Source organism: Sphingomonas sp. Leaf23, assembly GCF_001421585.1.
In the GTDB taxonomy this organism is placed as follows: Bacteria; Pseudomonadota; Alphaproteobacteria; order Sphingomonadales; family Sphingomonadaceae; genus Sphingomonas.
The window spans coordinates 662,846-688,174 of the sequence record NZ_LMKR01000001.1 but is presented as its reverse complement, the minus strand read 5'-3'; the positions used below and the strand labels follow the sequence as shown (position 1 = coordinate 688,174).

Annotated in this window: 20 protein-coding genes and 1 pseudogene; 16 read left to right on the top strand and 5 right to left on the bottom strand. The window is 66.0% G+C overall.

The genetic code is table 11. The features are described from left to right. The first annotated feature begins 116 nt into the window (after positions 1 to 116). From ASE67_RS03370 to ASE67_RS03355, 4 genes are all read left to right on the top strand, one after another. Positions 117 to 527, top strand: coding sequence for a DUF2946 family protein (locus ASE67_RS03370; RefSeq protein WP_055756731.1), 411 nt, complete (start codon positions 117 to 119; stop codon positions 525 to 527). Positions 528 to 612: 85 nt separating this feature from the next. Further along, entirely contained in the window at positions 613 to 2,739 is a 2,127-nt protein-coding gene (locus ASE67_RS03365) for a TonB-dependent siderophore receptor (protein ID WP_055756729.1), read from the top strand. Continuing rightward, positions 2,736 to 3,695 carry an alpha/beta hydrolase gene (locus tag ASE67_RS03360; RefSeq protein WP_082456916.1) on the top strand — a complete coding sequence of 320 codons (960 nt, stop codon included), beginning with the start codon at positions 2,736 to 2,738 and terminating at the stop codon, positions 3,693 to 3,695. The genes ASE67_RS03365 and ASE67_RS03360 overlap by 4 nt, the downstream gene beginning before the upstream one ends. 98 nt (positions 3,696 to 3,793) lie before the next feature. Further along, positions 3,794 to 4,207, top strand: coding sequence for a VOC family protein (locus tag ASE67_RS03355; protein WP_055756726.1), 414 nt, complete (start codon positions 3,794 to 3,796; stop codon positions 4,205 to 4,207). Positions 4,208 to 4,247: 40 nt separating this feature from the next. Here the strand turns inward: ASE67_RS03355 and ASE67_RS03350 are convergent, their stop codons facing one another. Next, complete coding sequence (locus ASE67_RS03350; protein WP_055756725.1) at positions 4,248 to 5,456, bottom strand: FAD-dependent monooxygenase; 1,209 nt, start codon at positions 5,454 to 5,456, stop codon at positions 4,248 to 4,250. Positions 5,457 to 5,559: 103 nt separating this feature from the next. On the opposite strand from ASE67_RS03350, the gene ASE67_RS03345 reads away from it, so the two are divergent. Then, complete coding sequence (locus ASE67_RS03345; protein ID WP_055756723.1) at positions 5,560 to 6,033, top strand: MarR family winged helix-turn-helix transcriptional regulator; 474 nt, start codon at positions 5,560 to 5,562, stop codon at positions 6,031 to 6,033. 16 nt (positions 6,034 to 6,049) lie between these two features. On the opposite strand, the gene ASE67_RS03340 is transcribed toward ASE67_RS03345, so the two are convergent. Next, positions 6,050 to 6,892, bottom strand: coding sequence for an enoyl-CoA hydratase/isomerase family protein (locus tag ASE67_RS03340; protein ID WP_055756720.1), 843 nt, complete (start codon positions 6,890 to 6,892; stop codon positions 6,050 to 6,052). A 101-nt stretch (positions 6,893 to 6,993) separates the two neighbouring features. On the opposite strand from ASE67_RS03340, the gene ASE67_RS03335 reads away from it, so the two are divergent. Further along, positions 6,994 to 7,341, top strand: coding sequence for a winged helix-turn-helix transcriptional regulator (locus ASE67_RS03335; RefSeq protein ID WP_235511767.1), 348 nt, complete (start codon positions 6,994 to 6,996; stop codon positions 7,339 to 7,341). A 30-nt stretch (positions 7,342 to 7,371) separates the two neighbouring features. On the opposite strand, the gene ASE67_RS03330 is transcribed toward ASE67_RS03335, so the two are convergent. Both ASE67_RS03330 and ASE67_RS03325 read right to left on the bottom strand, forming a co-directional pair. After that, positions 7,372 to 8,262, bottom strand: coding sequence for an alpha/beta hydrolase (locus ASE67_RS03330; RefSeq protein ID WP_235511766.1), 891 nt, complete (start codon positions 8,260 to 8,262; stop codon positions 7,372 to 7,374). A gap of 243 nt (positions 8,263 to 8,505) precedes the next feature. Beyond that, complete coding sequence (locus ASE67_RS03325; RefSeq protein ID WP_200922147.1) at positions 8,506 to 9,216, bottom strand: GNAT family N-acetyltransferase; 711 nt, start codon at positions 9,214 to 9,216, stop codon at positions 8,506 to 8,508. 156 nt (positions 9,217 to 9,372) lie between these two features. On the opposite strand from ASE67_RS03325, the gene ASE67_RS03320 reads away from it, so the two are divergent. From ASE67_RS03320 to ASE67_RS18835, 3 genes and pseudogenes are all read left to right on the top strand, one after another. Further along, entirely contained in the window at positions 9,373 to 10,425 is a 1,053-nt protein-coding gene (locus ASE67_RS03320) for an adenosine deaminase (RefSeq protein ID WP_055756715.1), read from the top strand. 534 nt (positions 10,426 to 10,959) lie between these two features. Continuing rightward, positions 10,960 to 11,652, top strand: coding sequence for a class A beta-lactamase (gene bla, locus ASE67_RS03315; RefSeq protein WP_235511765.1), 693 nt, complete (start codon positions 10,960 to 10,962; stop codon positions 11,650 to 11,652). A gap of 189 nt (positions 11,653 to 11,841) precedes the next feature. Next, positions 11,842 to 12,054, top strand: a pseudogene (locus ASE67_RS18835) (hypothetical protein); the annotation flags it as partial. Between the two features lie 411 nt (positions 12,055 to 12,465). Here ASE67_RS18835 and ASE67_RS03310 read toward each other — a convergent pair. After that, the gene (locus ASE67_RS03310; protein ID WP_055756713.1) at positions 12,466 to 13,383 is read right to left on the bottom strand and encodes a LysR family transcriptional regulator; all 918 of its coding nucleotides are present in this window, start codon (positions 13,381 to 13,383) and stop codon (positions 12,466 to 12,468) included. A 171-nt stretch (positions 13,384 to 13,554) separates the two neighbouring features. On the opposite strand from ASE67_RS03310, the gene ASE67_RS03305 reads away from it, so the two are divergent. The 7 genes from ASE67_RS03305 (at position 13,555) to ASE67_RS03275 (ending at position 25,302) form a co-directional block, all read left to right on the top strand. Beyond that, positions 13,555 to 16,587: a TonB-dependent receptor plug domain-containing protein gene (locus ASE67_RS03305; RefSeq protein WP_055756711.1), complete on the top strand. Its 3,033-nt coding sequence runs from the start codon at positions 13,555 to 13,557 to the stop codon at positions 16,585 to 16,587. Between the two features lie 73 nt (positions 16,588 to 16,660). Further along, on the top strand, positions 16,661 to 17,956 hold the full coding sequence (locus ASE67_RS03300; protein WP_055756708.1) for a CitMHS family transporter: 1,296 nt from the start codon (positions 16,661 to 16,663) through the stop codon (positions 17,954 to 17,956). Between the two features lie 26 nt (positions 17,957 to 17,982). Continuing rightward, the gene (locus ASE67_RS03295; RefSeq protein ID WP_200922146.1) at positions 17,983 to 19,326 is read left to right on the top strand and encodes an acyclic terpene utilization AtuA family protein; all 1,344 of its coding nucleotides are present in this window, start codon (positions 17,983 to 17,985) and stop codon (positions 19,324 to 19,326) included. Further along, positions 19,313 to 19,621, top strand: coding sequence for an AtuA-related protein (locus ASE67_RS03290; protein WP_055756704.1), 309 nt, complete (start codon positions 19,313 to 19,315; stop codon positions 19,619 to 19,621). The genes ASE67_RS03295 and ASE67_RS03290 overlap by 14 nt, the downstream gene beginning before the upstream one ends. Continuing rightward, positions 19,618 to 21,585 carry an alpha/beta hydrolase domain-containing protein gene (locus ASE67_RS18355; protein WP_055756702.1) on the top strand — a complete coding sequence of 656 codons (1,968 nt, stop codon included), beginning with the start codon at positions 19,618 to 19,620 and terminating at the stop codon, positions 21,583 to 21,585. Before ASE67_RS03290 ends, ASE67_RS18355 begins: the two co-directional genes overlap by 4 nt. Further along, positions 21,572 to 23,083: a tannase/feruloyl esterase family alpha/beta hydrolase gene (locus ASE67_RS03280; protein WP_055756701.1), complete on the top strand. Its 1,512-nt coding sequence runs from the start codon at positions 21,572 to 21,574 to the stop codon at positions 23,081 to 23,083. The genes ASE67_RS18355 and ASE67_RS03280 overlap by 14 nt, the downstream gene beginning before the upstream one ends. Beyond that, positions 23,080 to 25,302 (top strand): glycoside hydrolase family 3 C-terminal domain-containing protein, encoded by a 2,223-nt coding sequence (locus tag ASE67_RS03275; RefSeq protein ID WP_327196656.1) that lies wholly within the window; start codon positions 23,080 to 23,082, stop codon positions 25,300 to 25,302. The genes ASE67_RS03280 and ASE67_RS03275 overlap by 4 nt, the downstream gene beginning before the upstream one ends. Positions 25,303 to 25,329 lie beyond the last annotated feature (27 nt).

Genomic DNA, 25,329 nt, shown 5'->3' with positions numbered 1-25,329 from the left:
TTCGGCCTTTGGCCGCGCGGGTCGCCGCATCCCTCCAGATGACGGCTACGGCGTACGTCTTTGGTAGGGCGGATTGTCGCAGTGACACTAGCAATCGATACAGGTAGTTAGCGCGCGTGCAGGCGATCAGGCACCTTTTGGCGCAACGCCATCTGGCCGTGCTGATCTGCGCGGCCACGCTGCTGCTGAAGCTGCTGGTGCCGACCGGGTACATGATCAACAACGCGTCCGGGCATTTTGCCATCACCATCTGCTCCGGCACCGCTCCGCGTGCAATGACGATGGAAATGCCGGGGATGCATGGCGACATGCCCGATCACGGCAAGTCAAAGGATCATGGCAAGGCGGAGATGCCCTGCGCCTTCTCGGGGCTGTCGGCCGCGATGCTGGGGGCGATCGATCCCGTCCAGCTCGCTGCGCTGATCGTCTTCATCCTGGCCCTTGGGCTCGTCGCGACCAGCCCGTCGGCACCCTCACGCCCGGCTTATCTGCGTCCACCGTTACGCGGACCCCCGGCCTACCTCTGACCCGTCATTTCGCGCCGATTCATCCGGCGCGACCACGCATTGCGGCCCGCGCCATCAGGCATCGGGCTGGTCAAAGGTATCTTCCATGTCTCGAATACACCTTCTGGCGGGTGCCGCTGCGCCCTGCCTGCTGCTGGCGGTGCCGGCTGCCGCACAGACCCAGGACCTCCCTCCCTCAACCGATGTCGCCACATCGCAAAACTGGACCGGCGAGATCATCGTCACGGGCACCCGTGACGGCTATGCGGCTCCCGAGACAAGCGCGGCGACCCGCACCGACACGCCGCTGATCCAGGTGCCGCAGTCGGTCCAGGTGCTGACCCGCACGCTGATCGAGGAGCAGGATCGCCGCACGCTCGGCGACGCGCTGGTGAACGTCTCGGGCGTCACCCCGACGCGTTCGGATGAGGTGCTGTTTATCCCGCCGATCGTCCGGGGCTTCTCCGCTGAAGTGTATCTGGATGGGCTATCGGTTTTCGCGGGCAACCAGCAGGCCTATGATCCCAACAGCCTCGTCGGCATCGAGCGGATCGATGTTCTGAAAGGCCCGACCGCCACGCTTTACGGAGGCGGCATCGGCACGCCGCTGGGCGGGGTCATCAACCTCGAAAGTGTCCGGCCGAACGACAAACCGGGCGGCTATCTGGCGATGCGCGCTGGCAGCTTCTCGACCTGGAATCCCTATGGCGACATCAATGTGCCGCTGGCAGACGGGATCGCTGCGCGGATCACGGGCGAGTATCAGAGCAACGACAGCTGGATCGACCAGGTGCATGGCAACCGCTGGTCGGTGCAGCCCAGCCTTTCGGTCCGGATCGACACGGCAACCGATCTGCTGCTCCAGGGGCAGCTCGGCCGTCGCAGCAATCTCGAATATTCCGGCCTGCCCGCCGATGCGGCGCTGGCCGGCACGATCGACCGTGATGCCTTCCCCGGCTCACCGATTGATCAGCCGCTGACGACCAACGACATCCGCATGGGGCAGGCGACGCTCCGCCACGCCTTCTCGAACCGGCTGAAGCTGACGGTGAGCGGGCGCTATTATTCGAGCGTGATCGATGAACAGGGCAGCTTCGTCTATCCTGGCCTCTTCCCTACGGGCACCGTCGCGCCGCTCTACGACGTGTTCCCGATCACCATGCGCAACCGCACGAAAGAGGCGACGGTCGATGCCAATCTGGCCTACGATGCCGATCTGCTGGGCGGGACGCACAAGCTGCTCATCGGGGCCAATTACGACTGGACCAGCTTCTACAGCGCGATGGGACTGTTCGTCAGCGACAGCCCCTCGGGCACGATCGACCTGTCCAATCCCAGCTATGACCTGCGCTACACCCCGCAGCTGCCGGTCAACTCCTACACCGACGACCGCTTCACGACGTTCGCCGGCTACATCCAGGATCAGGCGACCTACGGCCCGCTCCACCTGACCGGGGGCTTGCGCCTTACCTCGCTCAAGTTCGTCGAGAACAGCAACATCGGCGTGGCCAACGACAGGACCTACACGCACCTCTCGCCCCGGATCGGCGCGACCCTCGACGTGGGGAAGGGCGTCGCGCTGTTCGTGGGCTACGCGACCGCCTTCCGCGCGCCGTTCGGCTTCATCGGCACGGTGTCGCCGGTGCCGGAGACGTCGAGCAACATCGAGGGCGGCGTGAAGCTGGCGCTGGCCGGCACCGGCCTGTCCGGCACGATCGCCGTGTTCCGCCAGACCCACGACAACGTCGTCACCGCCGATCCCGCCAACGTCGGCTTCTACGTCCAGAGCGGACGGCAACGCGCCCGCGGCGTCGAGGTGGACATGGTGTGGGAACCGACGCCCGCCCTCTCGCTGCTCGCCAACTACGCCTACACCGACACCCGCGACGACGGCGTGGCACCTGGCGACCGGCTGATCCGCGTGCCCAGGAGCAGCGGGCGTGTCGCGGCCCGCTACCGGGTGCTGCATGGTCCGGCGAAGGGCTTGGGCATAGGTGCCGGCATCAGTGCCTTCACCGCGCGCGAGCTGACGCTGCCGAACACGATCGCGGTGCCGGGCTACGCCGCGATCGACGCGCAGGCGTCCTACGACATCGGGCGGTTCACGCTGGGCGCGTCGGTGGTCAACCTCGGCAACCGGCGGGCCTTCGATCCCTATTCCTATCTCGGCTATCCGGTCGTCGCGCCCAACCAGCCCCGATCGGCCTATGTCACGCTGAAGGTGCGGATATGAGCGTGGTGCGCCTCGTATGCCGTTGGGTCGCGCTAGCGGCCGTGCCGTTGGCGACGATCGCGAGCGCGCAGATGCCGGCGACCGACGGGACGATCATCCCGCTGTACCCCAAAGGCAGCGTGCCATCGCTCGGCGTGCCCGAACAGCGGGATCGACTGCCGAACGGCGAGACGGTGATCTACGACGTAAGCGAACCAACGCTGGAACTGTATCGCCCCGCACCCGGTCGCGCCAACGGCACGGCGGTGATCGTTGCGCCGGGGGGCGGGTTCGTGGCGCTCGGCTATACCTTTGGCGGGACGGACGTGGCGCGAGCGCTGGCAGCGCGCGGCGTCACCGCGTTCGTGTTGAAATACCGCACGATCCGCAGCGGCGACGGGCCGATGCGGATGCCCGACGTCCATATGAAAGAGATGGGCGTCGTTATGTCGCGCGCGAAGACCGGTACGCCGGTCGAGATGCCGCGCTTCGCCGGCGAGCCGCAGGCGGTCGAGGACGGCGTGCGGGCAGTGGCGATCGTCCGGCAGCGCGCGTCCGAATGGGGCGTCGATCCCCGCCGTGTTGGTGTCCTCGGCTTCTCGGCCGGGGCTTACCTCGCAGCCGATCTGGCGATCGGCGAGGTGGCGTCGCGTCCGGACTTCGTCGGTCTGATCTATGGCGGCCTGCGCACGCCGGTACCTGCCGATGCTCCGCCTGCATTCATCGCGGGAGCAGCCGACGACGAATATCAGCCGAACGATCCGGTCCGGCTCTATCAGGCATGGCGGAAGGCGGGGGCAGCGGCGGAACTGCACCTGTATGAGCGCGGCGGGCATGGCTTCGACCTCCGCCCGCAACGGACCCCGAGCGACCGGTGGTTCGACGCCTTCACATGGTGGCTAACAACCCGCCTGAGCGCACCGTCGGACGCTCCGCATCGCCCAGCGACTGACGCACCAATCGGGCCGGCAAAGTGACGTGCGGTACGGTTCGCCACGAGCGTCTTGCATAATATTATATCGATAATGATATTGATGCGCGGGCGATCCGGCCCTCAACAGAAGGAATATCGGCCATGTCCGCGCGCCTGCAATCACTCCACCATATCGGCGTCATCGTGCAGGACCTCGATGCGACGATCGCGTGGTATGAACGCCATCTCGGATTTGCGGTCCTGTCGACCTTCGGGTTTCCCGGTGCGCGGGTCGCGTTCATCGGGCGCGGCGCGGTGAAGCTGGAACTGTTCCAGATCGACGGCGCCGCCCCGATGGCACCAGAGCGCAAGGAGGCGCTCAGCAACTTGCGGATCGGCGGGATCAACCATTTCGCGATCCTGGTCGACGATATCGACGCGACGCTGGCCGAACTGCTGGCGAACGGGGTCGAGCAGGCCTATCCGGTCAGCGACGTGCCCGATGGCAGCGGCGACCGCTGGGTCTTCATCCGCGACAATGAAGGCATGTTGATCGAACTCTATCAGGCCGCCTGATCGCGGGGGCCGGTCCCGGCGCTACCGGGACCGGCGCTCGTCACCTGACCCGCGCAGTCCCGAGCGAATATTCGGGCAGGTCGACCTTCTCGGCATCGCGCGCAAAGTTGCCCGCCACCAGCTTTTGCAGCGGTGCGGCGCTGACGACACGGGCGGCGGTGCGCAGCGCGCCGACGCCGATCCGGCTGTGCGGCCACAGCAGCCGGGGTACAATCCTGGGCAGGCCCTGACCCTCGTCGACATAGGGTCGCATCACCGTGTCATAGCCGAGTGCGGCTGCCCTCGGATCGGCATGCCGACGCAATTCGCCCACCAGGACATAGCTGCCGACAATCGCCAGCGTCGTGCCGATCCCCGACATGCCGGTCGGACACCATGCCGCATCGCCGGTCAGGAACACGCGGCCGTTCGACCACCGCTCCATCCGCACCTGTCGCATCACGTCGTAATAGAAATCGTCGGTCGCCTCCATCGCGTCGAGCAGGCGCGGCAATTCCCATCCGACATCGGCGAAGCGTTCGCGGACATGGCGTTTCTGGCGATCAATATCCCAGTGTTCGGTCCCGTCGGCCTTGCCCTGCATGCCGATATAGGCGCCCAGCGTCGTCGCCTCCCGATCGGGCTTCAGGATCGCGCTGCGTCCCTCGGTCGTGTTGTATAGCCGGGCATAGTCGCCGTCGTGATCGCGGCGGGGGACGGAGAAATAGGCGACGGTCATGTCCATCGAGCGCGGATCGTTCTCGCCGGGAAAGACGAGTTCGCGCGTCGACGACCCAACCCCCTCAGCGACGATTACCGTTGCATAGCGCCCGGTGCGGCCGCTGGCGAAGGTGACGTCGACGCCGGTATCGTCCTGCACGATGCCCGCGACATGGTCGCCGAACCGCGTGGCCACGCCGTCGCCCAGATCGTCCAAAATCAGCCGGGCGATGTCGCCGCGGCGGATTTCCAGTTCGGCGGTAGGACCCCGGTCGCCGTCCCCATCCACGCCGAAGCGTGCGACCAGCTGGTTGTCGCTGTCGACCAGGTCGGTGCCATATTCGCCGGTGCTGAGATCGAGCGCGGCCTGTTCCAGTGCCATGCGCCGCAACACCGCGCGGCCCGCGCCGCGGACATCGACATTCTGTCCGCCTGTCCGAAACGACGCCGCCCGCTCGACCAGATCGACCGCAATGCCCTGTCGCGCCAGCCACCACGCCGCCGTGACCCCGGCGACGCTCGCGCCGGTGACCAGAACCCTGTCTTCCATGTCCAACAACCTCCAACGGGAATGGTGCTTGAACATATATATCACGTATGATGTTCCATCGTGACGCATTGATCTCGCTGCCGTCACCGCCCTACGGTGTGCCATGACCGACCGAACCGACATCCATCCCGAGGCGATCGCCGCGCCAGGCTATCTCGCCAATCATGCTGCGACGGTGTTCAACCGCGTGGTCGATGCGGCGCTGCGGCCACACGGCGTGACGCTGGCGTTGATCGGGCCGGTCATGCTGCTGTCGTGGAAAGGTCCGATGGCGCAGCGCGACCTGGTGTGTGCGTCGGCGGTGAAGCAACCGGCGATGGTCGCGCTGCTGGGGCGGCTCGAAACGATGGATCTGATCGCCCGCACGCCGCACGAAAGCGACCGCCGGTCTGCGATGATCGCACTGACCGACCGCGGACAGGCGATCGCCGCGATCGGGCGCGAAGTGCTGCTGGGCAAGAATGCGCGCGCGCTGCGCGGGTTCAGCGCGCTGGAGACCGATATCCTCGTCGCCCTGCTGCACCGCCTGATCGGGAACCTCGAAGCCGATGAGCAGGATGCGGGAGCGACCGCCTGAAGCGGCGGGCCGACCGTCAGCGGCGCGGGTGCAGGATCGCCTCCAGGTTGCGTTCACCGTCGCGTGTCTGCGCGCCGTTCGCCAGTGCCCGACGCGTCAACTTGGCGGCAGCCGGTCGTGCAAAGGTCTCACCCAACAGCGTGTTCTGAACCAGCAGCGCGTCGAGCGGATCGACGAAGTTCGCATCGACCGCCGCCTTCGCTGCCGCGATCACGCCATCGGAAAGTGTCGCGATATCCTGCGCCAACCGGTCGACGAAAGAGTCGAGTTCTGTGTCGGGCACCGCGCGGTTGATCCAGCCGTAACGCTCGGCGATTGCGGCATCGATCAGGTCGGCGCCGAGGATGATTTCGAGCGCGCGTGCCCGCCCGACCAGGCGCGGCAGATACACGGTGCCGCCCGCGCCAGGAATGATCCCGGTCGGCGCCTCCATCTGCGCCAGCGCGCCGCGCTCCAGACTGGCGAAGCGCATGTCGAGTGCCTGCAGTAATTCCGCACCGCCCCCGCGCGCCTTTCCTGCCAGCTTGCCGATGGTGACCTGCGGCAGCTTGCGCAGCCGTTCGAACAGCCGCTGCATCGGGTTCAGACGAGCGTCCTGATCCGCGCCGATCGTGAGGTCGGCAAAGGCCGACGGGTCATCGACGAACGCCATGTCGCCATGGGGAACGAAGAAAACCGGGTCGGCGCTGGCGAACACGATTACCCGAATCGCATCGTCACCCCTGACGCGCGCCGCGAATGTGTCGAGGTCGATCATCAGCCGCGCGTCGAGCAGGTTGAGCGGCGGGTTGTCGATCACGACGTGCGCCACGCCGCTGGATGGCGTCACCCGCAATGTCGCGAAATCGGAATAGGTCATGCATCATCTCCTGATGCGACACAGGTAGCGATTGCGTACCTGGTATCAATCAGGCACTATCAAGCGACCAGGTATCCTTGGGTGAACCTATGCCGAGCGAAATGTCATCGTCGCCCTTCACCAGTCGCGTGCTGCTCGACCAGATCGCCGATAAATGGACCGCATTGATCCTCGGCGCGCTATGCCCGGGGCCGCTTCGCTTCAACGCGCTGCGCCGGTCGCTGGACGGTATTACCCAGACCTCGCTGACCAAGACGCTGCGGCGACTGGAGCGTAACGGGTTGCTGCACCGGACGGTAACAACCGATGCGGTGATCGCCGTCGAATATGCGATTACGCCACTGGGCCGGACGCTCGGCCCACTGTTCCAGGCGCTGGATAGCTGGACACAGGATCATGTCGCCGAGGTCGAATCCGCACGACGCCGTTACGACGGCCCGGCCAACTGAACCCAAAAGCCGCCCCCGCCGCCAAAGGCCTCAGCGCCAAATAGCTTCGGCGAACCGCGACACCTCGCTCGCCAGCTCTCGATCCTCGGGCGTGTTTCCTTGAAACCCACCATGGGGCATCGCCTCAAAGACGTGCAGTTCGGCCTTTACGTCCGCCCGGCGCAGTGCACGGTGCATCCGTACCGCGTTGGACAGGAAAAGGTCCCGCGTTCCCGACTGGAGGAAGGTCGGAGGAAAGCCGGTGAGATCGCCAAACAGCGGGGATAGATACGGATGTGACAGATCGGCGCTGCCGGCATACAGCTGGTTGTTCCGCATCAGCGAACCAGGCAGCACGACATCGACCATCTGGTTCACTTCGAAGCTGTCACCGGATTCGGTCAAATCCACCTCTGGCGACAGGAGGATCAACCCGGCGGGCATGGGCAGCCCTTCGTCCCGACCGCGCAGCAGCATTGCCGCCGCGATATTACCGCCTGCCGATCGTCCGCCCACGATGATGCGTGACGGCAAATGGCGTTCCAGCACATAGCGATAGGCCGCCAATGCATCATCCAGCGCAGCCGGATAGGGATGCTCGGGCGGCATCCGGTAATCGACGCCGTAGCAAACCGCCCCATGCTGGTCGGCCTGCATCCGTGCCTGTGCCCGGCAAGCCTCACCGCCGCCCACCACCAGCGCGCCGCCATGGAAATCAAGATAGGCGCAACCCGGTTGCCGCGTGGTTTCGGGCGTCGCGATGTGGATCGTGGCGGTATCGGTCCGGATCGTCTGTACGGTTGCCCGTAAGGTGCCAGCGAGTGCCTTGACCGCGGCCGCATAGTGCCCGTCCGCCGCTGCCTTCACCGTCATCCACCCGGCATAATCGCCGGGAAGCGGCATCGCATAGAGCGCGTTCAACGGGACGCCGTTGTCGTTCACCTGCCGTACAAGGCTGGCGCGCGCCTCGGGACTGATAGATGCTGGAAAGGGGATTAGGCGGCTTTGGACCGCGACGCCGTGTTTTTGATCGCTCATGTCGATACGCTACTCTCAACGCCAACAGGTACAGGGGAGCGCAAGAAGTCGCAGCGCGCCCATGGGGGCCTCCTTATCCTCTTACCCATCGTTCCAGCAAAGGAACCGCTGGCGAGACGGCCGGGGCATTCCCGTCGGGATCCAGCATCAAGCCGTAGTGTGATCGGGCATGTCGGATGCCACGATCCACTTGCCGAACAGCGCAAAGCTGCACGATTTGGCGAGGGCGACGGATGCGAATTTGTCTAGCTGGCAACGATATTGCGGCTCGTATCCCTGTCGCCGCGAAAAGTCGCTGATCGCCAGGACGACCGCGCGTGCGAACCCTCTTCCCCGAACATCGGGAAGCGTCAGCACGCCCAGGTCCGCGACCGGAGCGCCGTCCCAAGGACATGCGCTGGCGGCGCTGACCAATCGCTCGCCGTCAAAGCAACCGAACACCGCCCAGTGATCGATCTCGACGAACGCATCGTCGCGATCCTGCTCTGATGCATCGGCTTGGAACGCCTCGAACGCAGTGCGATCCTCGATCGTGAGGCGACGTGCAGCCATTGATCGATCCGGCGCGATGCAGCTGTCGGCAGGAAAGTATAACAGATAATCCGGATCGTGCAGGCTGACGCCACCGCGTGCCAACTGGCCCTGAATGCCGGCGATCGACGTAGCACCGGCCGCATGGGGACCAATCCGGTCGATCAGCTCGGGGCGCAATACGGTTCGCACCGATCCGTCCATCCCCTCCAGCATCATCGCCGAGCGTTTTGGGTTCAGCCTCTCGCTAACCGTCCATGTCGAGCTGCCGTCGCCGGCAAACGCTTCATGCCAGTATTCCAGAACGGGCTTGGGAAAGATCGTCATGCGGCTACGCTACCATAGCGGCACGCCGCCCCGGCAGCCTATTTCCCAATTGGGATCGAGAAACGGGGAAACGGGCAATTTTCCTGATCGATCGACCTGCGTTCGAAAGTGACCTGCGCCATTATCGATCCCGCATCGACTTGCTATACCTCGCCGATGGATATCGAGACATTCGTGCACGGCCTGCCCAAGACCGACCTGCACATGCACCTGGAAGGCAGCATCGAGCCTGAGCTGATGATGACGCTCGCTCGGCGCAACTGCGTCCCGCTTCGCTGGGATACCGCCGATGCGCTCCGTGCGGCCTACCGGTTCGAGGACTTGCAGTCTTTCCTCGACCTGTATTTCGAGGGGTGTCGCGTGCTGGTCACGCAGGCCGATTTCCATGACGTGACGCGGGCGTACCTCCATCGCGCCCATGCCGATGGCGTGGTCCATGCCGAAATGTTTATCGGCCCCCAGAGCTTCACCGAACGAGGCGTGCCGATCAAGGCTTTGATGAACGGTGTGCTGGATGCGATCACGGATGCACAGGCAGCCCATGGTATCAGTGCGAGCCTGCTCATCAGTGTCCACCGTCACCGCAGCGAGGCCGACGCCATCGCTATCCTCGACCAGATCATGCCGTGGCGGGACCAGGTTGTCGGCGTCGGCATGGGCGGGGCGGAACGCGGCAATCCGCCATCGCGTTTCGCCAACTTCTATCGCATGGCTCGGGAGCGCGGCTTCCGCACCTGTGTGCACGCTGGGGAAGAAGGGCCAGCCGCCTATGTCCGTGAGGCGGTGGAAGTGCTGGCGGTGGATCGCATCGACCACGGAAACGCCTGCCTCGACGATCCCGATCTGGTTGCCGATCTGGCCGATAGTCGCATTCCGCTCACCGTTTGTCCGCTATCCAATTTGCGGCTGAAGGTCGTGACGGACCTGAAGCAGCATCCGCTCAAGGCAATGATGGCGGCGGGACTGCATGTGACCATCAACTCCGACGATCCGCCATATTTCGGCGGCTATGTGACCGAGAATTTGCTGGCGTGCCGCGAGGCTCTCGACCTGTCGGTCGAGGATCTTATTGATCTCGTCCGCAATGGGATCGAGGCTGCCTTCCTCGCGCCGGACGAACGATTACGTCTGCTGACCGATTTGACGCACTATGTCGCGCGGCAAGGGTACGCTGAACCTCATACGTTGCCTTCCGTGCTTCCCGGCTAAATCGGGCCAGCATCCCCGGCAGCACCGCGCGAGTGAGCTACAGGACGCCCATGACTTTAGGGTTTTGCCTGCGAGGCCTAGTCTTTCCAGCCTGTGGGCGGCGGCCGCTGCCGGACGCGAGATCACGGTGCGGACCAGAATCGGCCTCCCGGCAAACCTGATGGCGCTCGACGCTGCCAATATGAGCTTCCTGGACCTCCAGCCGCTCCACTGTGTCTGATCCATGGCGAAAGCCGACCCACCGCAGCCGTGCGGGTTTTAGAGAAGGCACTGCTCTCCGTCGTCAGGGACTGGCTGGATTTAGCCGATCCGGCGTCGATCGATCCGGCACCAGCAGCGCTCGTCACCTCGCTGTCGGTCTGATCGATATCGGGGAGAGACGCAGCGTGCTGGCCGCGCGGGAAAATCCGCAGTGAAACAGCGCTTCTCCAAGTACACCAGCAGCAGAAGGATAGTGAATGCGGGGGTGCGGTAGCGTCGCGGCGTTACCTCGGGCAAAGGGCAGCAATGAGAGTTGTGGAGGTTAACACGCGTATGACGGTCAATCGCCGGGCGTTCATGGTTGGCAGCGCCTCATTGACGCTAGCCGGTCAGGGGCATGCCCAATCCCACGACCCCGTGACGTCGTTTGCGAATGTGGAACAGTTGCATGGTGGACGATTGGGCATCTTTGCCCTCGATACGCAGACCGGACGCTCGCTTGCATACCGGGCCGACGAGCGCTTCAAATTGATGAGCAGCTTCAAGGGGCTGCTGTCGGCGCTGATACTGTCGGACGTGGCAAAGGGGCGGGACAGTCTGGATGCCCCGGTTCACTATCTGCCATCGGACCTGATGCCCGTATCACCGGTGACGCAGGCCAATGTCGCCCGTGGGATGATGAGCGTCGGCGCGTTGTGCGAGGCGATCATGCATCGCAGCGACAACACCGCGGCCAATTTGCTCCTGCGCCGTTCCGGCGGCCCTGCCCGGCTCACCGCTTTTCTGCGCAGCATCGGCGACACCGTCTCGCGCATCGACCATTACGAGGGGGATTTGACCGGGCACCCCCTGCCAGCGGATAGCACGTCGCCGCGCGCGGTGACCAAGGCGGTTCGGCAGATCATGCTCGGCTCGGTCCTCCCGACCTTTGCACAGCGGCAGTGGGAAGGGTGGATGGCCGGGAACGTCGTCGGTCGTACGCGGTTGCGTGCCGGTTTCCCGGCCGACTGGGTCTCGGGCGACTGAAGCGGCACGGGTGACGGGATTTGCAACGACTTCGCCTTCGCCCGGCGGCCCGCTGCGGCACCCCTCCTGCTCAGCGTCTATTACGCCGCGCCGGGATCGGAATTGGCGGACCAGGAAGCGGTGCTGCGCAAGATCGCCCGCCTTGTCGTACAGTGGCAGACGCCTTCGCGGTGAACCGCCGCGGCCGAACGCATCTCCGATGCCATTCGCGTCAATTTGGTCGTGCCGGGGCCTATCGAAACGTCGATGATCCGCGAGGTGGTCGGCAAAATTGGTGCGCGGGCGCTGCGCAAGAAAGTACCGTTTGGACGGATCGGCGATGCAGGGGAGGTCAAAGGCCGGCGCCTTCCCGCTGTCCGACGAAGCAAGCTTCATTACCGGCGACGAGCTGACGGTGGATAGAGGACGGACTGTCGCAGCGGTGGGCCTGTTCTGACGCGAAGACACCAGCTGCGCAGACGCTGGTCAAGCGCGTAAGCGAAACCGACGATATCGCGTCTTGCGTCGAATGGCTGTTATCCGACCGCGCGGGATAGATGACCGGCCAGACCCTCTCCCCCAACGGCGGAAGCGTGCTGGTCCGGTAAAGGCTGCAAAAAGAACAATGCCACTGGCGCTCGTGCTACTGGCCATCGGCGGCCTGCTCCTCGTCGGCACTGTGTTTTGCTAAGCCAAACAGCAGGTAGTATTTCCGGAGGCCACAACGCGACGCCGTGCAGCCAACAACCAACCTGACCAAGTAGGCCGCCACTTTTTCAGGATGTCGCGCTCGGCTTTCATTCTCGCTAACTCGCGGCCCAGCCGTTCCTTATCTTAACGTTCGCCTGAAATGAGATGCCCGTCGCGGTGAAGCAACCTGCAATGCGACAGAAAGGCGGCGGCGGCCGGGGATAGCGAGCGGTGCCTCAGATACGCGATACCGATCTTGCGTTCGATGACCGGCCTCTCCAGCGGACGCCAAGCAACTGCAGGGTTCGCAAGCATTGTGATCGTGGAGTGCGGCAACACGGTCACGCCCAGCCCGGCGGCAAGCAGGCCACCCATCGTCACCAATTGCGAAACTTCGTACAGAGGACGGACCGTAATCCCGGCGCGCAGCAGCGCGGCATCGGACATGGCGCGAACACTGCTGCTGGTCGCCATCGCCAAAAAGGGTGCCTCCGCCAGCGTCGACCACGGTGCCTCACCCATAATGTCGAATGGCGATCCCGACTGGAAGGCGAGGACGCAGCGATCGGCGAACAGCGGTTCGAACAGGTAATCGGGTTCGTTCATTTCGGTAACGAACGCCAGATCGATCTGGCCATCGCGAAGCTGGCGGTAAAGCGTGCCGGCAATATCGTCGCGGATCACGATTTCCACCGAGGGACTGCCTGCAACGTAGCTGCGGATGACATGCGGCAGCGAGGCGGCGGCGAAAGACGGCAGCGCACCGATCACGATCCGCCCGCGCATGCCCGTCAGGTCCTTGGACAACTTAGCGAACGCATAATCGAAATCGGCGACCAGCCGCTCGACCGTCGGCAGCAACATCGCGCCGGCGCTCGTCAGCTCGACATGGCGTGAACTGCGGTCGAACAGGCGGACGCCCATGTCCTCCTCCATCAACCGGATCGTCCGGCTGAGCGCCGGTTGCGACAGGTTCGCCGACCGGGCGGCCTCGCTGAAACTGCAGGTGCGGGCCACCGCCATGAACAGACGCAGCGTTGCCAGATTGGGGGTGCGGCTCATCCGGTCCTCTCCTCCATCGATCAGCTTTTCGGATTGATCGATGCCAACATTCTATTTTTATAATCATACCAAACGATTGATAACGCGTCGAGCGGACGAAACCGGCGCCAACAGCTGGATCGCCCGACAAGAGCCGATGTCCAGTCGGCCGTCCTCACAGGGGAGGTTTCCATGCAAGGTCGTAAGACTCGTTTCACGCGCACCAGCCTGACCGCATTGGCGCTCGGTCTCACATCGCCTGCCATTGCCGGCACATCGGCCATCGTCGGACAGGATGGCTCGGCCGGCCTGCCCGCGCCCGAGATAGATGCCGCACAAACGACCAGTGCGCAGGATCCTGCGGCTGGCGCGAGCGTCGCGGGATCGGCCAACGCCCCGACCGGCGTCGCCGGCGATGCGGGCGACGACGTCGATCGGCAGGGCGCGCTGTCGAACGATGCCAGGACCGGCGAGGGGGCGGATATCGTCGTCACCGGCACCAATATCTCGGGCGTGAAGGCGGTCGGCAGCGAGGCGGTTACGCTGACGCGCGAGACGATCATCGCCAGCGGCGTCGCCTCGGTCGCCGATGCGGTCAACACGCTGCCGCAGGTCCGCAACCTCGGCGATTTCCGCGAAGGCGGGACGCAGGGCTCGTACAACTCGCAACAGGGTTCCGCGATCAATCTGCGCGGGCTGGGTGCGCAGGCGACGCTGACATTGGTCGACGGCCACCGCGTGGTCGGCACCGGCGCCGCGTCGAATTTCACCGAAGCCAATCAGGTGCCGATCGCTGCTGTCGCCCGGATCGAGGTGATCGCCGACGGCGCCTCCGCCATCTATGGTTCGGATGCGGTAGCGGGCGTGGTCAATTTCGTGCTGCGCAAGGATTTCGACGGGATCGAGGCATCGAACCGCGTCACCAACCAGTCGGGCGGGTTCCAGATCCAGCCGTCGATCACCGCCGGCACGACGTGGAGCGGCCTTGGCGGCCTTGGCGCGGGCAATGTGCTGGTCAGCTACGAATATACGCACCGCGATCCGTTCCTGCGCGCCAAGAACCGCTTCCTGTTCAATGATCTGCGGCCGTTCGGTGGACCGGACAACCGACTGAACGGCACCACCGCCACGCTGGCGGGTCCGGCCAATATCTATGTCCAGAATGCCGACGGATCACAGAACCCGGTGCTGCCCAGGGCCGGGTTCTACACCTATTACGGGCTGCCGCAGGGGGCGAATGTCGGGCTGACGCCGGGTGACCTGCTGGTCAATCAGCCGAACCTGACCGACAATGCCTATTATAACGACTATACCGGGCGGCTCGACCGGCATCAGGTGTCGCTGTTCGCCAACCAGGAATTCGGCCCCTCGATTGAGGCGTTCGTGCAGGGGACCTATTCGAACCGGCACACCTTTTCCCGGTCGCCGGCATCAGCGGTGCAGAATGTGACGCTGTCGCCGTTCCTGCTCGACGCCAACGGCGCGGTGACGGCGACGCGCAATCCCTATTATATCGCGGGCATCCCCGGCGTGGCGGCGAACGCGCCGCTGAACGTGCAGTATAGCGCGCTAAAGGATATCGGTTCGAGCAACTTCGACAACCGCTCCGAAACCTATTCGATCACTGCCGGCGCGCGGGTGAAGCTGCCATGGAGTTGGCGGGCGGAGGGTTACTACACCTATGGCCGCGACGAGGCGTGCAATTACTGCCAGAGCGGGACCAACATCAATCCCAACGCCCTGCAATATCAGATCAATCTGGGCACGATCAATCCGCTGAGCGCGCTGGCGCTAACGCCTGCGCAGTTGACCACGATCGCCGGCGACAATGTCCAGCGCAGCGGCAACGGGCTGGACAATGCGCTCGTCAAGTTCGACGGCCCGTTGTTCGCGGTTCCGGCGGGCAGCGTGCGTGCGGCGTTTGGCGGCGAGCGTAACAAGCAGTACAACTTCAACATCAACGGCGCGAACCGCAGCGCCACCAACCAGTTCCTGCTCGACACCACCGCCGACAACAGCCGCCTGTCGCGCACCATCTGGTCGGCGTTCGGCGAACTCTATGTCCCGCTGATCGGCGAGGAGATGGGCATCCCGCTCATCAAGAGCCTGACGATCGACGCCGCGATCCGATATGACGATTATTCGGACGTCGGTTCGACCTCCAATCCCAAGATCGGCGGGACATGGGTAGTCAACGACATTCTCAGCCTGCGCGGATCGTGGGGCACGTCATTCCGCGCGCCGTCGCTGCCGGACGTCAACCTGTTCTCCTATTCGGCGGTCGGCGGTTTCGCCTTCTCGAACAACGATCCGCGGGTCGTAAACGGGGCAGGGCCGGGCTTCACCAACATCGGCGTGGTCGTCGGATCGAACCCGGAATTACAGCCGGAAAAGGCGACCAACTGGTCGGTCGGCGGCAATCTGAAGCTCGGCGACTTCACTGCCGAGGCGACCTATTATAATATCCGCTATACCGGCCGCATCCAGCAGCCCAATTCGATCGCAGCGTTCCAGGCGGGGGCCTATCCCGGCTATAACGGCTACAGCCAGTTCATCCTGCCGATCGCGAACCCTGGCGGCTGCGTGAACACCGATCCGGCGACCTTCGATCCAGTGCTGCGCACCTATCTCAGCCGCACGCTACTGTATGGTACGCTGCCCAATCCCTGTGCGGTCAACGTGCTGATCGACGGGCGCAACGCCAATCTGGCCGCGACCCGGCAGGACGGGCTGGATGCGTCGATCAACTATCTGCACAAGTTCGATGCGCTGACCGTCAATGCATCGGCCGCAGTCAGCTGGACGATCAGCAACGAGGAGCAGGTCGTTGCCGGTGTGCCGTTCGTTGACCGGCTGGGCTTCTACAACTCGCCGACCGAATGGCGCGGACGCGGCTCGCTTGGGTTCCTCTATCGCAGGGTCAGCGCCAACGCCTTCGTCAACTATATCGGTTCCTATCTGAACGATCTGGCGCTGGGCCCGATCGGCCAGTCGATTCCGCCGCAAAAGGTCGATGCGTGGACGACGGTCGACCTGACGCTCGGCTATGCCGCCGACCTGAAGGATGCCGGCACCCCGTTCAGCGGGCTGCGGACGTCGATCACCATCCTCAACCTGTTCGATCGCGATCCGCCGATCGCGATCACATCGAACGGCGCGTTCAACGGCGCCTATTCGAACCCGTTCGGACGTACGGCGACGATGCAGGTTACGCTGAATTTCTAATCGCTTGCGGTCGCATCGCATTCGGTTCCACGATGCGATGCGACCAGTTCAAACCAGAAACGGGGTCGGGGGGATGTTGGCACTAACCGGACTGGCGGCGATCGCGGCGTTGCTCGCGGCGATCCTGTCCAATCGCGTATCGCCGCTGGTCGCGCTGATCCTGATCCCGGTCGGGGCAGCGTTGCTGGTCGGCATGGGCGATCAGGTGCCGGCGTTCATCCTGTCCGGATTGGGCAAGATCGCGCCGGTGGCGGGAATGTTCATTTTCGCCATCCTGTTCTTTGGGGTGATGACCGATGCCGGCCTGCTGGCACCCTTGGTCGCCCTGGTCGTGCGACTGGTCGGGGACAGCCCCGAACGGATTGCGCTGGGCACCGCGATGCTGGCGTTGCTGATCCATCTCGACGGGTCGGGGGCGGTGTGCTTCCTCGTGACCATCCCGGCGCTGCGTCCGGTGTATGACCGGATCGGGATGGACCGCCGGGTGCTGGCGTGCACCGCATCGATGGCGGCGGGCGTCAACTTCCTGCCATGGACCGGGCCGACGCTGCGCGCCTCCGCGTCGCTCGGCGTACCGACGTCGACACTGTTCACGCCGATGATCGGGGTGCAACTGGTCGGGCTGGTGTTCGTCGGGGCGGCATCGTGGTGGCTGGGGCGGCGCGAGCGGGTGCGGCTGGCCGGATCGACGACGTTTGCTGTTGGCGACGCCGGACGTGCGCCGATCCCGCCGGTAGCCGTACCGGTCCATGGCTGGCGCTTCGCGGTCAACATCGTCCTGACGTTGGCGGTGGTCGGCACGATGGTGTCGGGGCTGGTCGAACCGGTCGTGGTCTTCATGATCGGCACCGCGCTGGCGCTGTTGATCAACTATCCCGGTGCCAGGGCGCAGCGCGAGCGGATCGATGCGCACGCCCATGCCGCCCTGCTGATGGCGAGCATCCTGCTGGCGGCGGGGGTGTTCACCGGCGTGATGACCGGATCGGGCATGATCGGCGCGATGGCGGCGGCCGGGGCGGGGCATTTGCCGGCATCGGTCGGCGGGCATCTCGCCGCGATCCTCGCCGTGGTGGCGATGCCGCTCAGCCTCGTCTTTGACCCCGACTCCTTCTATTTCGGCGTGCTGCCGGTGATCGCGGAAATGGGTGCCGGCTTCGGCATCCGACCGGAGGAGATTGGCCGCGCCGCGCTGCTGGGGCAAATGACGACCGGCTTCCCGATCAGCCCGCTGACGCCGGCGACGTTCCTGGTGGCGGGGTTGAGCGGGATCGAGCTCGGCGCGCACCAGCGGTTCGCGATCCCGTGGTTGTTTGCCGCCAGCGTGGTGATGACCGCCGCCGCCCTGCTGATCGGGGTGATCCCACTATGAATTCGGCGCGGCACCAGCGGGATTTCGTGCGGATCGGAGCCGGGTCGGGCTTTGCCGGCGACCGGATCGAACCCGCCATCGAACTGGTCGAACAGGGCGAGCTCGACTTCCTCGTCTTCGAATGCCTCGCCGAACGCACCATCGCCCTTGCGCAGGAACGGTTGCAGGCCGATCCGGCCGACGGGTTCGACCCGATGCTGGTCGAACGGATGCGGCGCGTCCTGCCCGCCGCCGCTGCGCGCGGGGTGCGGATCATCACCAATGGCGGCGCGGCGAACCCGATCGCCGCCGCCCATGCCGTCGCCCGCGTCGCGCGCGAACTGGGCCTGCCCGGCTTGCGGATCGGCGCGGTCACCGGCGACGACGTTTTCAGCGTGCTGGCGGACAGCGACCTGCCGCTGGTCGACGGGGCCGGGACGGTCGCCGCGCTGCGCGACCGGATGGTGTCGGCCAACGCGTATCTGGGGGCGGACGGCATCGTCGCTGCGCTCGATGCCGGGGCCGATATCGTCATCACCGGGCGGGTTGGCGATCCGTCGCTGTTCCTCGCGCCGATGATCCACCGCTTCGGTTGGTCACCCCGCGACTGGGACCGGATCGGGCGCGGCACGCTGGTCGGGCACCTGCTCGAATGTGCCGGGCAGTTGACCGGCGGATACTTCGCCGATCCGGGGCGCAAGGACGTACCCGACCTCGCCAGGCTGGGCTTTCCCTTCGCCGATGTCGATGCGAACGGCGATGCGCTGCTCGGCAAGGTTGCGGGGTCCGGCGGGCTGTTGTCGGTCGCGACCTGCACCGAACAATTGCTTTACGAAATTCTCGACCCCGCCGCCTATCTCCAGGCCGACGTCACCGCCGATTTCAGCCAGGTGCGCTTCGAACAGGTCGCGCACGACCGGGTCGCGGTATCGGGTGGGGCGGGGCGGACACAACCGGCGTCGCTGAAGGTATCGATCGGTTACGACGACGGCTTTATCGGCGAAGGGCAGATTTCCTATGCCGGGCCGGGCGCGGTCGCACGCGCACGGCTGGCACTCGACATCGTGCGCGAACGGCTGGTGCTGACCAACGCGGACGTTCGCGAAATTCGCTGCGACGTCATCGGTCTGGACGCGGTGACGCAGGCGGCGGACGACTGTGGTGACGGCGGCGGCGAGGTTCGCGCGCGGATCGTCGGGCGCAGTCCGAGTGCAACGGGCGCGCAGGCGATCGGCGTGGAGGTCGAGGCGCTCTATACCAACGGGCCGTTCGGCGGCGGCGGAGTCAGCCGCGGCATCCGCCGGGTGGTCGCCATCGCCTCCTGCCTGATCCCGCGCGACGCGACCGCGCCCCGCGTGCACATCGTGGAGGTCGGCGATGCGGCTGCATGATCTGGCCCATGTCCGCACCGGCGACAAAGGCGACATCTCGCAAATCTCGGTCATCGCCTATCGTGCGGCGGACTATCCGCGGATCGCGCGGGCGCTCGATACGGCACGGGTCGGTGCGGTGCTGGGTGTGGCCGCCGGAGCGATCCGCCGTTACGAACTGCCGCAGCTGGGCGCGCTCAATTTCGTGCTGGAGGGTGCGCTAAGCGGCGGCGTCACCCGTTCGCTGGCACTGGACGCCCATGGCAAGACGCTGGGCGCGCACCTCCTTGCCCTAGAGATCGGGGACGGCGCATGAGGGGCGCAGGCTGGCTGACGCTGACCCTGATCGCCTTGCCAATTGTGGCCGAGGCGCGGGTGACGCGGATCGTGGTCGAACGCAGCGAACCGGCGGGCGACGGCTTCACAATGCTGCGTGGCCGTTATGAGGGCGAACTCGACCCCCGCGATTCGCACAACCGCATCATCACCGACCTGTCGGCGGCGCCGCGCACCCCCCGCGGGACGGTCGCCTATGGCGCTACCTTCGCGATTGTCCGGCCGAACGATCCGGCGCGGGCCAGCGGCGTGCTGTTCTACGACGTGCCCAATCGCGGCAACGCCCGGATCGAACCGGACCCCGCCGGCCACATCCGGGTCGTCAGCGGCTGGCAGGGCGATATCGCGCCGCAGCCGGGGGTACAGACCGCGACGGTACCCATCGCCGCCGGACGGACCGGGCCGGTCCTGCAACGCTTCGTCGGCGTCGCAGCCGGCAGCGCGAGCGTGCCGATCGTCGGTGGCATCGTCCGCCCGGTCGCGCGTCCGCTGCCGATATCGCTCGACACCCGCACAGCGCGGTTGCGGACGCAGACATCCGACACCGCGCCGCTGGTCCCGATCGCGGCGGGCGACTGGGCCTTCGCGGATTGTCGCACGCGCCCGTTCCCAGGGACGCCGGACCCACGACAGCTCTGCGTGCGGGGCGGTTTTATCGCGGACCGGGCCTATACGCTGGTCTATACGGGGCGCGATCCGCAGGTGCTGGGCATCGGCTTTGCGGCGGTGCGCGATCTGGTCGCGTTCCTGCGGCACGGATCGTATGACGATCATGGCAACGCCAATCCGGTCGCCGGTCTCGTCCGCTGGCCGATCGTTACCGGCACATCGCAGTCGGGCAATTTCGTCAAGAGCTTCCTGCATCTGGGCTTTAACGCCGATGAATCCGGGCGGCGGGTATTCGACGGCGCCAACCCCGATATTGCCGCGCGGCAGGTGCCGCTCAACATCCGCTTCGCCGTGCCGGGTGGTGCCGCCGACCTGTTCGAACTGGGCAGCGAGGGCACACTGTGGTGGAGCCGCTACCGTGATCGCACGCGCGGGCGCGGTACCTCCAGCCTGCTCGACCGATGCCGCGCGAGCAACACCTGTCCCAAGGTCATCGAGACGATCGGCTCGGCGGAAATCTGGGGCTTGCGCCTGTCGCCGGGATTGGTCGGCACCGATGCCCGCCGCGACCTGCCGCTACCGGCCGATGTGCGGCGCTATTATTTCGGATCGGTCACCCATGGCGGGTCGCAGCGCGGCGGCTTTCCACTGGCGGGCGAAGCAACCCCGCCGGGTTATCCGCCCTGTGCGCTGCCGCTAAACCCGGTGCGGACCACCGATGTACGCCGGGCACTGCTCGCCCGGCTGGTCGAATGGGTCCGCGACGATCGCGCGCCGCCCGACAGCCGCTATCCGACGATCGCCGACGGCACGCTGGTGCGGCCCGATGCAGCGGCGATGGGATGGCCGGCGATACCGGGCGTACCGTTGCCGCAGACCGCGCTGAACCTCATGCCCGATTACGACGTGGGGCCCCGGTTCCGCTATGTCGACGAAAGCGGCGTGGCGTCGCGCCAGCCACCGCGCATCCGCCGCGTTTTGCCGGCCCGCGTGCCGCGCGTCGACAGTGACGGGAACGAGATCGGCGGTGTCCCGCTGGTCGCGCTGGCGGTGCCGATCGGTACCTATACCGGGTGGAACGTCCGCACCGCCGGCTATGGCCGTGGCGGGTCGTGTGGCTTCATCGGCGGCTTCGTGCCCTTCGCCCGAACCGAGGCGGAGCGGCGGCAGCGCGGCGACCCGCGTCCGTCGCTGGCGGCACGCTATCGCGACCATGCAGGCTTCATCGCACAGGTCCGCGCCGCTGCACAGCGGCAGGTGCGCGACGGGTGGTTGCTGCTCGATGATGCCGCCCGCACCATCGCCGAAGCGGAGGCCAGCGATGTCCTGCGCTGACACTTTCCGCCTTGCCGGTATCGCCACGGCGATCGCGGCAGTGCTGGTCGGATCGGTCGATGCGACCGCCCGATCCTGTGCGGCGCTGGCGGGACGGGAAACGACGGTGCCCGAGGTGGGTGGCGTCTGCCGGGTGAGTGGCGTGCTGCGGCCGGTCGCCGGGTCGCGGATCGGGTATCAGCTGTGGTTGCCCCCACGCGCTGCGTGGAGTGGGCGTATGGTGATGCTCGGCAATGGCGGCTATTCGTCGCGGCTGCCGCTGGCGGCGATGACCGAGCAACTGGCGCGGGGCGCGGCGGTGGTCGCGACCGATACCGGCCATGACGGTGACGATCCTGATTTCGCGCTGGGCCGACCGCAGGCGATCGTCGACTGGGGCTGGCGCGCGGTGCATCTGAGCGCGGTTGCCGCCCTTCGCGTCTCCACGCGCTATTACGGCCGGGCGCCGCGCTACCGTTATTTCAACGGATGTTCGACTGGCGGGCAACAGGCGCTGATGGAGGCGCAGCGCTTTCCAGGTGATTTCGACGGGATCGTCGCGGGCGCGCCGGGCGCGGCGCGGGTCCGGCTGAATGCCGCATTCCTGTGGCAATATCGCGCCAACCATTATGCGGGCGACGATGCCCGCGCGATCCTCGGCCCGCGCGAACTGGCGTTGCTGCAACAAGGGGCGCTGACGACCTGTCGGGTCGATAACGGTTCTGCCGCTGGCGGGCTTGCCGGCGACAACTGGCTGAACGATCCCGCCGCCTGCCGCTTCGATCCCGGCGTCCTTGCGTGCGTACCCGGCCGGGCCGAACCGTGCCTGTCCGCCGAACAGGTCACGGCCGCCCGCCAGATGTATCGCGGCGCAGTCGCCCCGCGCAGCGGCGTGCGGGTCACCAACCCGTGGCTGCCGGGCAGCGAAGCGGGCTGGGCGGCCTATCTGTCAGACGGTGGGCGACCGCAGCCGGCGCGGACCAGTTTCTGGCGCGTCTGGGCCTTTACCGATCCGGCATGGTCGTGGTGGCGGTTCGATTTCGGCCGCGACCTCGATCGCGCGGTTCGCACGCTGTCGCCGGTCATCGATGCGGTCGACCCGAACCTAACCCGCTTCCGCGCGTCCGGAGGCAAGCTGCTCCATTATCACGGCCTGGCCGATCCGGTGGTGTCGCCGCTCGATTCCGTTGAATATCATGCTGCCGTCGCCGCTCGCATGCCGACCGCCGATTGGTATCGCCTGTTCCTTGCCCCGGGCATGGGCCATTGCGGTGGTGGTCCGGGCTTCACGCGCTTCGATCCGCAGCAGGCGATCGAGGCATGGGTCGAACAGGGACGCGCGCCCGACCGGCTGATCGCCCGCCGAACCGATCCGGCGGCGAACACCACCCGCCCGCTCTGCCCCTATCCAGCGCGGGCCGTCGAGATCGGCGGCGACCCGGCACGAGCCGACAGTTTCGCCTGCCGCCGTACGACCGACACGAACCAGAACAAAAGATTGAGGGAGAAGATCGCTTGAAACCCCTGCTGCCCATTGTTGCGGGTATCGCGCTCGCCGCGTCGATGCCGATGCCTGCGGCTGCCCAGACGGCTCCTGTCGCGACCGGCCCGTGGATGGACGAGCGCCAGCCGACCGAGGCGCGCGTTGCTGCGTTGTTGGGGGTGATGACGGCTGAGGAGAAGATGACGTTGATCTTTGGCCAGTTTGCCACCGACTTTCCGCCCAAGCAGTTCACCGCCCCCGCCGGCGCGCGCGAAGGATCTGCGGGATATGTTCCCGGCATCCCCCGGCTCGGCATTCCGGCGCAGTGGCAGGCGGATGCCGGGATCGGTGTCGCCAGCCAGGGCGGGGCCAGGCGCAAGCGCGAGCGGACTGCGCTTCCCTCCGGCCTCGCCACCGCCGCGACGTGGAACCCGGACCTTGCCAGGCGCGGCGGGGCGATGATCGGGGCGGAAGCCTATGCCTCGGGCTTCAACGTCCTGCTCGGCGGCAGCGTCAACCTGACGCGCGAGCCGCGCAACGGGCGCAATTTCGAATATGCGGGGGAAGACCCGCTGCTTGCAGGCACCATGGCGGGCGCGCAGATCGCCGGCATCCAGTCGCAGCATGTCGTATCGACGATGAAGCATTTCGCGCTGAACGATCAGGAAACCGATCGCAACGCCGGCAATGTCGTGATCGACCCGAAGGCAGCGCACCTGTCCGACCTGCTCGCCTTCGAAATCGCACTGGAACGCGGCGATCCGGGCGCGGTGATGTGCGCCTATAACCGTGTCAACGGCCCGTTTTCGTGCGAGAATCCGTGGCTGCTGACCAAGGTGCTGCGAAGCGACTGGGGCTTCAAGGGTTTCGTCATGTCCGACTGGGGCGCGACCCATTCGACCGAGGCGGCATCGGCGGCGGGGCTGGACCAGCAATCGGGCTATCCCTTCGACGTGAAACCGTTCTTCGGCGAGGATATGCGCCGCGCCATTGCCGAGGGGCGGGTGCCGCCCGCGCGGATCGACGCGATGGTCGGGCGCATCCTCTATGCAATGCTGCGCCACGGCCTGTTCGACCATCCGGTAACCGCCGCGCCATTCGACCTGCCCGCCGACATGCTGGCGCGCAACAGTGCGGTCAGCCGCGCCGATGCGGCCGAGGCGATCGTGCTGCTGAAGAACAGTGGCAACGTCCTGCCGCTGGCGGCGAGCGCGAAGCGGATCCTCGTGATTGGCGGCCATGCCGACAAGGGCGTGCTGGCGGGCGGCGGATCGTCGCTGGTCTATCCCAAGGGCGGCAATGCCGTTCCGGGGCTGCAACCCGCCTTCTGGCCGGGGCCGGTCATGTATTATCCGTCCTCTCCGCTGGAAGCGCTGCGCCGTCGCCTGCCCGGCGCGACGATCGATTTCGTCGACGGCACCGATCGCGCGGCAGCGGCCGCTGCTGCCGCACAAGCCGACCTCGCCATTGTGTTCGCGACCCAATGGGCGGGGGAGGCGTTCGATGTGTCGTTGACGCTGGCGGATAATCAGGACGCGTTGATCGATGCGGTGGCCGGCGCCAATCGTCGCACCGTCGTCGTGCTGGAAAATGGCGGGCCGGTGCTGACGCCATGGGCACCGCGCGTCGCCGGCATCCTGACCGCCTGGTATCCGGGGACGGAGGGCGGGGAGGCGATCGCCGACGTGCTTACCGGGCGGGTCAATCCGTCGGGCCACCTGCCGATGACGTTCCCCGCCACCCTCGACCAGCTGCCCCATCCGCAGCCGCCGGCAAAGGGCGAGTTCCGTTATACCGAAGGCGCGACGGTCGGCTATAAATGGTTCGATGCGAAGGGTCTGACCCCGGCCTTCGCCTTCGGTCACGGCCTGTCCTACACCGACTTCCGCTACAGCGACCTGACCCTGACCGCGAAGAACGGCACGATCGAGGCTAGGTTCAAGGTTGCGAACATCGGCCGCGTTGCCGGCAAGGCGGTGGCCCAGCTCTACGCCGCGGCACCGGGCTGGGAGGCACCCCGCCGCCTCGCCGGCTTTGCCAAGGTCGATCTGGCTCCCCGCCAGGGCCGCACGGTCAGCATCGCCGTCGATCCGCGATCGGTGTCCGACTATGACGTCGCCGGCAGCTGCTGGCGGCCGACGACCGGCCGCATCGGCTTCACCCTGGGCGGATCATCCGCCGATCGCGCCGCCCAGGCCGATCTGACCCTTCCCGCCGCCGCGCTGAAGGGCGCCCGGCTCTGCCCCGCTTCCTGACCTCGCCCAACTCGAAGGGATCCCTAC

Excerpts from the sequence above, each read along its gene's own strand:
- ASE67_RS03350 (WP_055756725.1), bottom strand. The coding sequence starts at position 5,456 with ATGGAAGACAGGGTTCTGGTCACCGGCGCGAGCGTCGCCGGGGTCACG.
- ASE67_RS18355 (WP_055756702.1), top strand. The coding sequence starts at position 19,618 with ATGAGGGGCGCAGGCTGGCTGACGCTGACCCTGATCGCCTTGCCAATT.
- ASE67_RS03320 (WP_055756715.1), top strand. The coding sequence starts at position 9,373 with ATGGATATCGAGACATTCGTGCACGGCCTGCCCAAGACCGACCTGCAC.
- ASE67_RS03360 (WP_082456916.1), top strand. The coding sequence starts at position 2,736 with ATGAGCGTGGTGCGCCTCGTATGCCGTTGGGTCGCGCTAGCGGCCGTG.
- bla (WP_235511765.1), top strand. The coding sequence starts at position 10,960 with ATGACGGTCAATCGCCGGGCGTTCATGGTTGGCAGCGCCTCATTGACG.
- ASE67_RS03280 (WP_055756701.1), top strand. The coding sequence starts at position 21,572 with ATGTCCTGCGCTGACACTTTCCGCCTTGCCGGTATCGCCACGGCGATC.
- ASE67_RS03355 (WP_055756726.1), top strand. The coding sequence starts at position 3,794 with ATGTCCGCGCGCCTGCAATCACTCCACCATATCGGCGTCATCGTGCAG.
- ASE67_RS03325 (WP_200922147.1), bottom strand. The coding sequence starts at position 9,216 with ATGACGATCTTTCCCAAGCCCGTTCTGGAATACTGGCATGAAGCGTTT.
- ASE67_RS03365 (WP_055756729.1), top strand. The coding sequence starts at position 613 with ATGTCTCGAATACACCTTCTGGCGGGTGCCGCTGCGCCCTGCCTGCTG.
- ASE67_RS03345 (WP_055756723.1), top strand. The coding sequence starts at position 5,560 with ATGACCGACCGAACCGACATCCATCCCGAGGCGATCGCCGCGCCAGGC.
- ASE67_RS03310 (WP_055756713.1), bottom strand. The coding sequence starts at position 13,383 with ATGAGCCGCACCCCCAATCTGGCAACGCTGCGTCTGTTCATGGCGGTG.
- ASE67_RS03340 (WP_055756720.1), bottom strand. The coding sequence starts at position 6,892 with ATGACCTATTCCGATTTCGCGACATTGCGGGTGACGCCATCCAGCGGC.
- ASE67_RS03290 (WP_055756704.1), top strand. The coding sequence starts at position 19,313 with ATGCGGCTGCATGATCTGGCCCATGTCCGCACCGGCGACAAAGGCGAC.
- ASE67_RS03335 (WP_235511767.1), top strand. The coding sequence starts at position 6,994 with ATGTCATCGTCGCCCTTCACCAGTCGCGTGCTGCTCGACCAGATCGCC.
- ASE67_RS03305 (WP_055756711.1), top strand. The coding sequence starts at position 13,555 with ATGCAAGGTCGTAAGACTCGTTTCACGCGCACCAGCCTGACCGCATTG.
- ASE67_RS03300 (WP_055756708.1), top strand. The coding sequence starts at position 16,661 with ATGTTGGCACTAACCGGACTGGCGGCGATCGCGGCGTTGCTCGCGGCG.